The 14,120-nt window shown below is 43.3% G+C and carries 6 protein-coding genes; 1 reads left to right on the forward strand and 5 read right to left on the reverse strand.

Features of this window, described 5'->3' with window-relative positions:
* Nucleotides 1-37: 37 nt before the first annotated feature.
* The 5 genes from VB691_RS11340 to tig form a co-directional block, all read right to left on the reverse strand.
* Complete coding sequence (locus VB691_RS11340) at nucleotides 38-7,219, reverse strand: lectin-like protein (RefSeq protein WP_323291600.1); 7,182 nt, start codon at nucleotides 7,217-7,219, stop codon at nucleotides 38-40.
* 164 nt (nucleotides 7,220-7,383) lie between these two features.
* Nucleotides 7,384-8,655: a mannosyltransferase family protein gene (locus VB691_RS11345; RefSeq protein ID WP_323291601.1), complete on the reverse strand. Its 1,272-nt coding sequence runs from the start codon at nucleotides 8,653-8,655 to the stop codon at nucleotides 7,384-7,386.
* A gap of 116 nt (nucleotides 8,656-8,771) precedes the next feature.
* Complete coding sequence (gene clpX, locus VB691_RS11350; protein WP_323291602.1) at nucleotides 8,772-10,109, reverse strand: ATP-dependent protease ATP-binding subunit ClpX; 1,338 nt, start codon at nucleotides 10,107-10,109, stop codon at nucleotides 8,772-8,774.
* A gap of 10 nt (nucleotides 10,110-10,119) precedes the next feature.
* The gene (gene clpP, locus VB691_RS11355) at nucleotides 10,120-10,809 is read right to left on the reverse strand and encodes an ATP-dependent Clp endopeptidase proteolytic subunit ClpP (protein WP_323291603.1); all 690 of its coding nucleotides are present in this window, start codon (nucleotides 10,807-10,809) and stop codon (nucleotides 10,120-10,122) included.
* 317 nt (nucleotides 10,810-11,126) lie between these two features.
* Complete coding sequence (gene tig / locus VB691_RS11360; protein WP_323291604.1) at nucleotides 11,127-12,527, reverse strand: trigger factor; 1,401 nt, start codon at nucleotides 12,525-12,527, stop codon at nucleotides 11,127-11,129.
* A gap of 305 nt (nucleotides 12,528-12,832) precedes the next feature.
* Here tig and VB691_RS11365 point away from each other — a divergent pair, with 305 nt between their 5' ends.
* Nucleotides 12,833-13,852 carry a Gfo/Idh/MocA family oxidoreductase gene (locus tag VB691_RS11365; protein ID WP_323291605.1) on the forward strand — a complete coding sequence of 340 codons (1,020 nt, stop codon included), beginning with the start codon at nucleotides 12,833-12,835 and terminating at the stop codon, nucleotides 13,850-13,852.
* Nucleotides 13,853-14,120 lie beyond the last annotated feature (268 nt).

Below are 14,120 nucleotides of genomic sequence, written 5' to 3' on the forward strand. Positions count from 1 at the left end.
TTAACATTTTTTTCAGATTTTCGAGATCAAGATGCCCCTAAAATTCCCCAAGAAAGTTCCCGATATGAGCGCTAATTTGCGCCCCGGTAGTGCGGGTTGCACCGTCTTGAATTAACCCATAGGTGTCATTTAATTGATCAATCGCCGCCGCCGCCGTCTCAAGATTACCCTGGCCAAAAGTGGAATAGATGAAAAGTAGCTGTGTATCCTGGATGCTAATCTGGCCATCACCATCGAGATCGGCCATGGCATCGGCATTTTCCAAGTAGCTGAACAAATCATCGCCAAAGGTTCTTTGCGCACCGTCTTGGATAAATCCGTAGGTATTATTGAGAGGATCAAACTGCTCTGAGGTAAAAGTCCGACTGGCAAAGAATAGTTGCGTATCTTGAACCTCGAACCGGCCATTGCCATCAAAATCCAATTTAACCTGAGAAAACGTTAACTGGTACTCACTAATGGTAGCTCCCTGAGTTCCTCCGGCAGTTAGGGGATCGGAAAAGATACCAAGATAGTAATCCCCCGTCAGGCTGTCATCACCTTCAGAATTGAAGCTGACAGACTCCTCATCACTATCGATGGATGTGGATGAATCCACCAGCCTTAACTCCCCTGTCTCGGCATCTTTACGATAAAGATAGGCGTTAAGATTAGCCTCTTCTGGATTGAATTTAATCTTGGCGTTGTTGGCACCGAAATCCGAGCCACGAGACTCCTTAATCAGAAACCAATCCCCCGCATCGGGTGGTGCCTCTGCTGGATCAACCATCGGGCTATTGGGATCTCGAAGATCGAGTGGATCGATGGTCAAATTCTCAAAGGACACTTTTTGCTCAGCACCGAGTTGACCGATATCTGTGGCTTTCTCCCAACTATCATTACGAACCCCATCCTTGGTCTCAGCCCGATCTACTTTAACGACATTGGCATCAGCATCAGGAGCATTAATGACTAGAGTGTAATCATCCACCACAGTTTTGCCACTATCCCCTTCAACCTGAACGTAATAGCGTAAATTATTAACCCCATCAGGGATGGTTAATTCGCCAAGATTGATGCTTTCTGTCCCATCCACCAAATCGACCTCAGCTAGTAATCCTTGGTCGGCATTAAACACTTTGAGCTTGAGATCTAATACACCTTCTGACTCAATGGATACATTAGTTTCTGTGGTGGCTGGAGTCTCGAAGTCAAACCGATAGTAATCAACATCGCCCCGGTCAATACTTAAGTCGCCGAAGCTTTCTGGCCCTGAGAGTAAACCCAAATCCGTCGCATTAGGAAAACTATCATTGTTGTCCCGTTGTACAACCCCGTCAATTCCGTTTTGCTTCTCTGAGGCATCTTCTTTAACCCTCGTCTCCCCTGTACGCTCTCCAAGACCTAGCAAAAAGTTTTCCCAATTGCTGTCTTCTAAGAAGCTGAACTCGTAACTATTATTCTCGTACTCGTTGAGCAGGTTGCTATTAGCTGGGGACAAGTAAATATTGATCCCTGATGTTTCCAACCCATCAACTTGCTTGATGAGAGAGCCTTCTACCGCGTTCGCTACTTCAGTCGCAGCGGTAGCGATGGCACCAGTGGCTACATTGGCCGCCACATTGTCCATAAACAGACCGAGATCTCGGTAATTCTCATTGTAGAAGGAGGGGGTTTCATAACGGGCTTGAATAATCTCATTCCAGTCATCCTCAGTGGCGTTAGTCAGGACTGCATCCACAAAGATGTCAATCTGCTCACCAATAGCTTGATAACTGCTGCTGCGAATGGCTGAGAGGGTTTCCAGACCGTTATAGTATTCTTCATAGGAGTTAACGATCGCCGCCCCCAAGTCTTCCGAGTCGAGAGTCGGCTCCGCCACGATGCTTTGTAGTAATCCCTCATAGTTCCAGCCGTCTCCTGGTTCGAGATCCTGAGAGGCGACAAAAACTTCCGTTAGGTTTCTGAGGTCATATCCATGCTCAATCAAACCTTGGGAGGAGGCATCAAAACCAATCACCCCAAATTTGTCCACTTGGCTATTGTCAACGGCTTGGCTGATTTCTGCAATGCCTAAATTGTCCACCACCCCATCAATGACTGATTGATCATCCCAGGCCACACCAGATAAACCACCACCATGATTCCACACCACTAAGGCATAGTTTTGGGCGGCGTAGTTTTCTTTACTCCAATCAATAAACTCCGTTAGGGTGGCACCATCACCCATGTTGGCTTCACCAATGGCTGTGGCTTCCCCTAAGCTAACAATTTGTCCATTATTGGTACTGCTGTTAGGGTCGTATTGGACTAAACCACGACGAGTATCTGTCCAATCTCCATTACTGCTGTCATAACCTTCACTGCGATCTAACTGGACTACAATATTTACATTGTCTGGGAGATTAATGGACTCCAATTCATTGAGATCTCGGATCGCATTCATCTCTAGATCATTATCCGCAGCCATATAGACTATGATCGTCCAGGAGTCCCTTGCTTCCCCTACAATGGTGGGCTGCGGCGAATTAAGGCTGATGGCGTAGTTGCCATTGGTTGACCCATTAGCACCCGTGACTTGGGCGTAATAAGTTCCAGCTTCGCGCTCCAAAAGACTGATGGTTTCATAACCACTACCCTCGGTTGCTGACTCACTCAATAAGTTGCCCTCAGCGTCAAACAAGGCTAGGGTCAAATCTCCTTGATCTGATAAGACGCTGATTTGACTGTCTGCTTTTCCTGTCTGTTGGATTCGGAACTCAAACCAATCTTCATCAGTAACATTATCAATGGTTAAATCCTCAATGACTACTGATTTGCCTGTCTCATCTTCACTGACTACTCCTGTATCTCTTGTTCTGAAGTCTCCGAGCAGTTGAGCATTCTCTAAACTATTATTGTCCCCATTTTCGTCATACTTATCTGGGGCAACGAAAGCACCGACTGGGGTGGTGATGACCATTTCATAAGAGTTGGTTGCCCCCTCATAACCTGAAACCTTCACCAAAAACGTCTCACCGGCCACTGCATTGGTGACTCTGACAAATTCATCATCACTAATTGTGGTGGAACGGGCTAAGGATGTATTATCATTGCCACTGAATATTTCTAGGTCAATGTCCCCTAAATCATGAGCAAAGTTGAGCATCACATCCACATTGCCCGCACCTGCGGTGGTAAAGCTGAACCAATCTTCATTATTTTCCTGGTGAATACTCAATCCTGCATATTCATTGAAACCATTCAGCACACCGAGTTCTGATGCACTGTTGGCATCGTCATTAGGTTCATAGTTATCTGCTGTTAGCAACCCTCCACCGGAGTTGTCAAGGGGAGCTTGAATCTCTAAGCTGTAGTTGGGGTTAGTTGCTCCCTCAAACCCGAAAACCCGCAAAAAGTAGGTTCCTTCTGCTAAACCGTCTAAGCTAATGCTTTCACTATTACCTAGTCCAAGGGATGTACGGATGGCAAAGTTTTCTCTTTTTGACCAGAGTTGAATGTCTAGATCCCCTAAAGCATGAGTGAAGTCCACTCTGATGCGATCGCTCTTGTCTCCATCTTCTACGAGATCTAAGCGAAACCAGTCTTCGTCACCTTCGGTAATGTTCAGGTTTTTGATTAATTGGGATTCTTCTAAGATCGTGGCCGTTTCACTATTGTTGTTGTCTTCATAGATATCATCCTCTAAGGGGACGTTTCCGGCCGGTAAGTCGAGACTCAAGGAATATTCGTTACTAGTACCCGCGAAACCATAAACTAAGGCGACATAATCTCCAACTTGCTGCCCTGCTAAGCTAATGCTTTCTAAGTTACTAACGCCATAGGATTCACCAACGCTTACGAATGTACCGTCTTCCGATACACGGTAAAGCTTTAAGTCGAGATCCCCCTCTATGTGTTCAAATTCAATGCTAATTTTGTTACCGAGTTGCCCGGTTTCTAACAAGCTGAAACGATAATAGTCATCGTCATTGCTTAAGATCACTAGATTATCAAAACTGTTGAGTCCATTGGTTAACTCCGTTAACTGGGCTGCTGTTTCTCGGCTATCGTTTTCTTCAAATTGATCATCAATATCGCTTCCACCACCTCCACCATCTCCACCATTTCCATTAAAGGTATACAGTTGCCGTCCCGTCATATCGGGAATGGGAACCGATAAGGGGGTAGGGATTTCAATGATGCCTGGTCGGATGTCAGTTTGATAGGTGTCGTACCACTCACTATTGCCACCTAGGAGGGCAAAGTCGCCACTGTAAGCGTTATCAGGCTGGCCTCCTGTCCAATTAGTATAGGCTGTTGTTCCATTAAACCATTGAAATTTGGTTGGGTCATTTCCGGCTTCACCGCCAGCATCATTTAAAGCAATCCAGGCTCCTTGATTAGCATAAACTCCAGCCAGGAAGGCTGATTCAGCCGCGTTGTTAATGGTGACAAGGTTGCCCCCGAAGGTGGTTGCTTCCAACTGTGCTGCTCCCCAAGTGCCAGGTTCTGATAAGAGGTAGGTACTACCCCCAAACGTGACAGCATCGCTAGATTCGTGGATAGTGGCGGTGGATTGCTTGTCTCCTATGATGGCATTAACGGGTGAGGTGAGATTGACAGAGAATTGTTTGCCTGATAGAACTTCCCCATCGTTGAGGATGGTGACGCTGATGAGTTTTTCTTTTTCCCCTGGATTGAAGGTTAAAGTTCCACTGGTGGTCGTGTAATTACTTCCCGCGAGGGCTGTATTGTTGGCGGTGGCGTAGTTGACTTTAATCTGTTGGCTGCTGCTGCCAAAGAGTTTAACTTTGAAGAAGGCTTGTTTGGTTCCACTGTAGGGTTCAAGAATGCCCAAGTCTTCAATAATGAGGATGGGAGTCGTAGGATTTTTGATTTCAATGATGCCTTGGCGGTTGTCAGTTTGATAGGTGTCGTACCACTCACTATTGCTGCCTAGGAGGGCAAAGTCCGCACTGTAAGCGTTATCTGGTTGGCCAGGTTGCCAATTGGTGTAACTGACACTTTCTCCACTGATCCATTTGAAAGTTCCTTCTGTAGCTGCATCATTCAAACCAATCCAGGCGTTCTGATTGGCAAATAATCCTGCTAAAAAGGTTTGTTCTTTAGCATCATTAATGGTGACTAAGTTGCCTTGAAAACTTTGAGCTTCTACTTGTGCTTGACCCCAAGTCCCTGAATTGGATAACAGATAAATACTATCTCCAAAGGTATACAGTTGCCGTCCCGTCATATCGGGAATGGGAACCGATAAGGGGGTAGGGATTTCAATGATGCCTGGTCGGATGTCAGTTTGATAGGTGTCGTACCACTCACTATTGCCACCTAGGAGGGCAAAGTCGCCACTGTAAGCGTTATCAGGCTGGCCTCCTGTCCAATTAGTATAGGCTGTTGTTCCATTAAACCATTGAAATTTGGTTGGGTCATTTCCGGCTTCACCGCCAGCATCATTTAAAGCAATCCAGGCTCCTTGATTAGCATAAACTCCAGCCAGGAAGGCTGATTCAGCCGCGTTGTTAATGGTGACAAGGTTGCCCCCGAAGGTGGTTGCTTCCAACTGTGCTGCTCCCCAAGTGCCAGGTTCTGATAAGAGGTAGGTACTACCCCCAAACGTGACAGCATCGCTAGATTCGTGGATAGTGGCGGTGGATTGCTTGTCTCCTATGATGGCATTAACGGGTGAGGTGAGATTGACAGAGAATTGTTTGCCTGATAGAACTTCCCCATCGTTGAGGATGGTGACGCTGATGAGTTTTTCTTTTTCCCCTGGATTGAAGGTTAAAGTTCCACTGGTGGTCGTGTAATTACTTCCCGCGAGGGCTGTATTGTTGGCGGTGGCGTAGTTGACTTTAATCTGTTGGCTGCTGCTGCCAAAGAGTTTAACTTTGAAGAAGGCTTGTTTGGTTCCACTGTAGGGTTCAAGAATGCCCAAGTCTTCAATAATGAGGATGGGAGTCGTAGGATTTTTGATTTCAATGATGCCTTGGCGGTTGTCAGTTTGATAGGTGTCGTACCACTCACTATTGCTGCCTAGGAGGGCAAAGTCCGCACTGTAAGCGTTATCTGGTTGGCCAGGTTGCCAATTGGTGTAACTGACACTTTCTCCACTGATCCATTTGAAAGTTCCTTCTGTAGCTGCATCATTCAAACCAATCCAGGCGTTCTGATTGGCAAATAATCCTGCTAAAAAGGTTTGTTCTTTAGCATCATTAATGGTGACTAAGTTGCCGCCAAAACTTTGGGCTTCTGCTTGGGCTACATCCCACGTCCCTGAATTGGATAACAGATAAATACTGTCTCCCAGGGTATAAAGTTGTTTAATGAGACTATCATCCCCTGCACCACCAACCAGGGTGTCACTATTAGCAAAACCGTAGAGTATATCGTTATATTGAGTCCCGGTAATATCAAATTGTTCAAGCTCACGATTGTCTAAAATAACTGCCCCACCGCTACCGTTACGAATATCATCATTATTACTACTATTAAAAATGCCTGAAGTGAAACTGGTTTCCTTCGTATAATCAGCAACTAAAATATCAGTTCCATTGTCTCCATCAGCAACACCAAAATTATTGATCAGGATATCATCACCATTTCCTCCATAGAGAGTATTTACCCCCTCTCCACCATCTAATGTGTCTTTTCCACCCACACTGTTATCCAAACCATAGAGGGTATCATTACCCCCTAAACCCTTCAGCAAATCATTGCCATTTGTTCCTGTAATCTCGTTGTTCCCCTCATCTCCCGTAATATCGGCCATTTCTACATCAATAACCACATCATCAACAATAATTTTGCTGTGATCATTTTCTTGCTGTAACTGGGTTAACTGTGTAGCGTCTAAAGTTTCCCCCAATACCAGAGAAGCAAAAATCGCCCCTTCATCTCCATCTGCATCATCACCACCAAAATAATTGTCTAAATAATGCCCAATTTCTTCTAATAAAACCCGAATGACCAAATCTTGATCATTCAATATGCCCTCTGACAGATAGATTTTGCCTGTTTGTGACGAAAATGCCCCCAAGCCCCCATTTAATTCCTCTGAAGCCCGTACATCAATCGCTGGTAAGGTATTTAAAGCCGATAGCAGCCCATTCGTGGTAATGTTTGCTGCTTTTTCCTCTCCAAATACTAAGCTTATTTTTGTTAAAAAGTCGGGAGCTAAAGCAAAATCATCTAAAATACCGAGAACAGTAGGGACAACTTGAGAAAGATTAGTGACAGTCATAAATAAATCCTAAAAAATTGGTTTTTATTGTTGGCAAATGCCGTTAAAACTGGGTAATTTAAAATGGCGATCGCCTCTCAGAACGAACAGACATTGCTGATGGGCCGCTAGAAATTCCTAGTCGCCATTTTACCAAATATTTAGGGAGTGTCAACACTCTATATTTAAATCATAGCAACCCATTGATGTTGAGCAAAACGAACGGAAAAACTGATTAATAACACGCAAAAAAATCCCAAAGTAGCGTAACCTAAGCGGGGTGAGCGCGATAATAATAGTCCTAGGGCAATGGTTAAAGAAATAATTCCATAGGCTAAACGATTTAAAGAAATTGTCCCCCCAGAGGAGATTAACAGTCCCAAGGCACAAAAACCGTAAATAACCACCAGAAAACTCAATTGATGACGTAAACACCACAGTAAAGTAATGCCACCGAGAACAGAAAGAGTGTTTAATAAGGGATCGCCTGTTAATAGCCAGAGTAATAGCCCTAAGCTCCCTAAACTATAATCAAAGTAGGCTTTGGGGAGATAAGCACGATAATGCCATAATCCATAAGCGATCGCCATTATTAAGCCAAATAATAAAGGATGCCAGGGATCATTGATCGAACCTGCGGCCCAGTTTTTGCTGCCAATAGTAATCTCTCCTAACATTTTGCCCCAACCTTCCCAGTCAATGCCTTGTTTCCGTTGCCATTGGCTGTGTTGTGTGGTAATAAATGCTATAGGATCTTTAAATTGAACCCAACAATAGAGACTGTAAAATAACGTACCCCCGGCACTAGCTAAACTAGCAATATAGGCAGTAGGGGGCAAACGTCTACGCCAAGCAGTGATGATCAAAGCTGGCATTAAAGCTAAACCTGTGATGCGGGTAGCGGTTGCTAAGATTCCCCAGAGGGCAGTTTGTCTATAATTCTGACGCTCAAAAGCAAATAAAGCTGAGGTACTGAAGAATAAAAAGAGTCCTTCACTATAGACTACGGTTCCAAAAATTGAGAGGGGACACCAAGCTAAAATGGCTGTTGCCCATCGTGCGGCTAACATTCCATTGGTTCTTTTGACCCAATAATAGAGAACAAATAAAGTCCCTAAAAATGCAGCATTATTAATTAAAGTTCCCACTACATTTGAGGAAAATCCTAACAACATTCCCCCGCGAATTAGTAAGGGAAACAAGGGGAAAAATGCCACATTCGCCCCAGGATTTTCTCCTAACCCATCATAATTATTGGCTGCAATTTGTTGATAAAAACTACTATCCCAAGCCGAAAAAACTTCCCATCCTAATTCTGCTTGTATCCCGCCAGAGGGCGCAGCAAGTAAGGGTGCAATTCCTAACATGGCGATCGCAATTAAGCCTCGACTGAGTAACCCCATGGCTAAAATAAAACAAGCCTCATTTTGGCAAATCTTTGGCAAAAAATTCCGCATTGTTTGAGTTATCGGAGGTTTCTAAAAAGTTACTCACCATCTTATTATATAAGGCAGAAAAAACCCAACATAATCTACCGATCAATGTTGGGTGTATTACTGACATTAAACAGCGATTAAGCAGACTCAGGAGTTGGAATAGAGGAGGGATGTAACAATAACTCAGAGGTAGATCGCTTTTCGACCATTTCTTTTGTAATCATGCACTTCTGTACATCTTTGCGAGAAGGCAACTCATACATCACATCTAACATCAATTCTTCCACAATACCCCGTAATGCTCTCGCCCCTGTTTTGCGTCGGTAAGCTTCTTGTGCGATCGCCCTTACCGCTTCCTTATTAAAATCCAACTGCACATTATCCATATTGAGCAACTTCTGATATTGCTTCACCAAAGCATTACGCGGTTTGGTCAAAATTTCCATCAGAGTTTCTTCATCAAGGGGGTTCAGCGCAGCCATAACGGGGATTCTACCCACAAATTCAGGAATCATGCCAAATTTAACCAAATCATCTGGTTGAACCCGTTGCAACAAATCTGCTGTCCGTTTTTCTTTGGAAGTCCCTTCTCCTGGACGAATAAACCCCATGGATTTTTTACCGATCCGTTGTTCAATCACCTTTTCCAACCCAACAAAGGCCCCACCACAAATAAAGAGAATATTACTGGTATCAATTTGAATACAATCTTGATAGGGATGTTTGCGGCCACCTTGGGGGGGAACATTGGCGATCGTTCCTTCCAACATCTTTAACAGTGCTTGTTGTACCCCTTCCCCAGACACATCACGGGTAATAGAAGGGTTTTCACTCTTGCGGGCAATCTTATCAATTTCATCAATATAAATAATCCCCCGTTGCGCTTCTTCCACATCTAAATCTGCCACTTGTAGCAATCTCAGCAGGATGTTTTCTACATCTTCCCCCACATAGCCCGCTTCTGTTAAGGTGGTAGCATCAGCCACAGCAAAGGGAACTTCTAAAATTTGGGCTAGGGTTTGAGCCAGGAGGGTTTTACCTGATCCGGTGGGCCCCATTAACAGAATGTTAGATTTTTGCAGTTCTACGGCATCATCAGGGTTACTGCTTTTTTTCCCTTGAATCACACTAAGACGCTTATAGTGATTGTAAACCGCCACTGAGAGGACTTTTTTCGCCTCATCTTGCCCGATAACGTACTCGTCTAAATAATCTTTGATTTCTCTGGGCTTGGGAATTTGGTTAAAGGAAAGACGTTCTTTGCTGGGGCGACGTTTTGTCCTGCCTTCTTCCGAACGAGATGAAGTCTCTGACATTGGACTAGGGGCCTCTATCAGTTCCTCATCTAAAATCTCGTTACAAAGCTCGACACATTCATCGCAGATGTAGACTCCCGGGCCAGCGATAAGCTTTCGTACCTGCTCCTGGGATTTGCCGCAAAATGAACATTTTAGGTGGGAGTCGTATTTAGACATAAGCTATGGGTTAGTTAAGTGAGGTTACAGGGACGGTTGGATCAGACAAATCTTGCCGAGAAATCACTTTGTCGATTAGACCGTAGTCTTTGGCCTCTTGTGCTGACATAAAAAAGTCTCGCTCGGTATCAGCGGCGATGGTGTCGTAGGGTTGCTTGGTATGTTGGGACAACATTTCATTTAGTCGCCGTTTGATATAGAGAATTTCTTTCGCTTGAATGGCAATTTCTACTGCCTGTCCTTGTGCGCCTCCCAGGGGTTGGTGAATCATGATCCGAGAACTGGGTAAGGCCATGCGTTTACCTTGGGTTCCGCCGGATAATAAAAAGGCTCCCATGCTGGCGGCCAGTCCAAAGCAGATGGTGACGACATCAGGGCGAATTTGCTGCATCGTATCATAAATGGCTAATCCCGCGTAGACGGAACCCCCTGGAGAGTTAATGTAGAGTTGAATATCTTTTTCGGGGTCTTCAGCGTCTAAAAATAGGAGTTGGGCCACAATTGAGTCAGCGACTTGATCATCAACGGGGGTTCCCAGGAACACAATTCGCTCTCTTAGTAGTCTTGAATAAATATCAAAGGCTCTTTCTCCGACTCCAGATTGCTCGACGACCATTGGTACCACATTTTGGCTAGTGGCGTTAATGTCTGATGGACGTTGGCTGGAGATGGAATAATCTAGGGATCTCGATTGAATCATAGCCTTCAACAGTAATGGGAATCAAATATTTAGATAATTGGTTAGGCGTTTTTGCTTAAACGTCTTTAAACTGATATGGCGTTTACATAAGAATTGTCAATAATGTAACACAACTATTCTGTCTGTGACAGCCTATACGGCTGTGTTACTTTTTACATATCTTATGTAAATACTATATGCCTAATGTATTTTACATAGGGAGATGTTCCAGGGTGACTTAAATAATAAGTTTATTCTGGATCTCGTTCATCCTAGCACAAATAGACGGCTCATGGGTTAGCCGTCTGCGCCAAATTTCGACTTAAATCATGAAGTTTTTAGGAGTCTGTATCTTCAGATACCTCAGCTTCGATCGTGATGTCTGTTTCACCGTCTTCTGAGTCTTCTGTTTCTGCTTTTAAGCTGCCTTCGGGAACTAATTCTACGGTGGCTTGTTCTTGTAGCCAATCTAGGGTTTTTTCCGTCAGCAATTCTTCTACAACGAATTGTTTTAATTTGTCGTTATCAACGTCTTGCCCGGATAATTGCTCTTGAACGATCTTGATTCTTTCTTCGAGGGCGGCCTCATCGACGGTAATATCTTCAACTTTAGCCAATTCTTGCAGAATTAAGGTTTGTTTCAGCCTTTCTACTGCTTCAGGACGGGCATTTTCCCTTAATTTGGGCAGGTTTTCCTGGGTAAATAGTTGGCGGACATCGAGTCCCATTTTTTCCATTTGCATAGCGGTTTGCGTCAGAACTCTGGTGACTTCTTCTTGCACTATGGTATCAGGAAGATCAGCAGTAGAAATGTTACTTAATTCTTTGATCAGGGCATCGTGAATACTTCTTTTAGTAGCTTCTGCTGCTGATTCGGTAAACTCTTTTTCTAAAGACTCCCGTAATTCAGCCATAGTTTCATATTCACTGATTTCTTCGGCCAAGTCGTCATTAAGTTCGGGGAGTTCCTTCGTTTTGAGTTCTTTGAAGGTAATGGTAAAAATAACGAGTTTTCCGGCTAAATCTTCTCTTGGATAGTTTTCAGGGAAGGTTAGGGTGATCTCTTTGGTTTCTTCGGGTTTCATTCCCACCATTCCTTCTACCATTCCCGGAATGAAGCGTCCTTCTTCAAGATCAACTTGAAAATCTGTCCCTTCAACCCCTGTAATGGGTTCACTTTCTTCTCCCTCTGCGGGAACGGTGCTTCCTTTATAATCAATTATAGCCACATCCCCCATCTGAGCCGGACGATCTTCCACCGGAACAAGGGTTGATTGTTTTTCTTGCCGTTCTTTTAACCAGTCTTCTACCTGTTGGGGATCATAGAGGGTTTCTTCTGCTTTGACAGTTAGACTTTTATAGTCTCCGAGTTCAATAGTGGGGGGAACATCCACCGTAGCAGAAAAGGTGAGGGGTTCTCCTGGGTTGAATTTTCCGACTAATTCTTCAAAATTCGAGCGTAAAATATAATTGCCGATGAATTTGATAGATTCTTGTTCAATGGCTTCTTTTGCGCTACTTTGTAACAGTTCTTCTAGGGTAGCGGCTTTAATATAACGGGTTCCTAAGCGTTGCAGCAAGATGGGGCGGGGGACTTTTCCTTTGCGAAACCCAGGAATGTTGGCGGTACGGGCCAAGTTATTGACCATTTTTTCATAGGCTTTTTTGCCGATTTCTGCTGGAATTTCGATTTCTAAGCCAATTTGACTATCGGGGAGTTTTTCCTGGGTTACTTTCATAGGTGTTAGGATTTCGGACAGTTTATGATCTTACCATTGATGTCAGCAAAAGGCAATCTAAAATATTTTTGAGGTGGTTGGGGGTTTGTTTTAGCCGACTGGCTAAGATCAACAACTGTTCCAGTTTAACCTGACTGTTTGATATTTACCTAGAATTTATAGTTTATTTTAATGAGTTAATCAATATATATTTAGACGTAACTTTAATGGGTTAATTTGGGAAGATTGAAAAGACGATCAAAACCCTGTTAAACTTTGTAGAGACGTTGCATAAAACGTTTCTACATTATTAAGATCTGAATAACATGAAAACTCGCTTAGCTATTTTAGGGGTAGGACGTTGGGGAACTCATTTAGTTCGGAATTTTTTAGCACATCCTGATGCTGAAATTGTGGCGATCGCTGACTCCCTTCCCGCTAATTTAACGGCCATTAAAACTAAATTTTCTCTTGATGAACAGTCAATTTTATTAACCACAGATTGGCAAACTATAAAAAAACAAGTTAACCTAGATGCTATTGTAGTCGTCACCCCGGCTTCTACCCATTATCCGCTAATTAAAGAAGCTTTGCAGTCAGGATATCATGTTTTGGCAGAAAAACCCTTAACTCTTGACCCTGTGGAATGTTTAGAATTAACCCGTCTTGCACAACAGCAACAGCGACAGTTAATGATAGATCATACCTATTTATTCCATTCTGCGGTTAATCAGGGACAGTCTATCATTAAAGCAGGAAAATTAGGGGAACTGCGCTACGGTTATGCTAGTCGTACTCATTTGGGGCCGGTACGTCAAGATGTTGATGCACTGTGGGATTTAGCTATTCATGATATTGCTATTTTTAACCATTGGTTGGGTCAATATCCCGAAAAAGTACAAGCAGAAGGACAGGTTTGGTTACAAAAAAATTTAGCAGATGTTGTTTGGGTGACGCTATTTTATCCTAATGGGTTTCAAGCAAAAATTCATCTCTGTTGGTGTAACCCTGATAAACAAAGAAAACTCTGTATTGTTGGGAGTCAAGGGACGTTAATTTTTGATGAAATGTCCACTGATGAAACATTAACGTTACAAAAGGGTTATTTAGAAACTCAAGGGGAGAAATTTTTACCCCAAGGACAAGCAAAGGAAGTAATAAAAATTGCCAAAGCAGAACCTCTAAAAGAAGTTTGTGATCACTTCTTAAGAAGTATTGAAACAAATAATACCTGTGAATTTTCTTCGGGTTTTGTCGCTACTAAATTAGTCCAAATTTTGACTTGTTTAAGTATTTCTATGGAACGACAAGGGGAAGTTATTGACATTCCTCCACAAGCTTTTTAAGCTTTAGTTTGTAAGATGGGCATTTACCAGCTTACTTTTAATTAAAATATAATAAAGCGTAAGGGCATGACATTAGTAACATTCTGGATTAATTCATAATATTTCTATCGCCATGCCCCTACACACTCTTGATAATATCTCAACTTGTATAATAATAATTTGACAAATGCGATGGTAATTTTACATAAGGTTTTGGGAATACTATAAATGTGGCTCTCCCGATATCTTGGTGCAAAATGTATAATAAGTTACAATACTTAAGATGGTG

Origin of the sequence: Crocosphaera sp. XPORK-15E (assembly GCF_034931425.1) — a bacterium.
Classification (GTDB): domain Bacteria; phylum Cyanobacteriota; class Cyanobacteriia; order Cyanobacteriales; family Microcystaceae; genus UHCC-0190.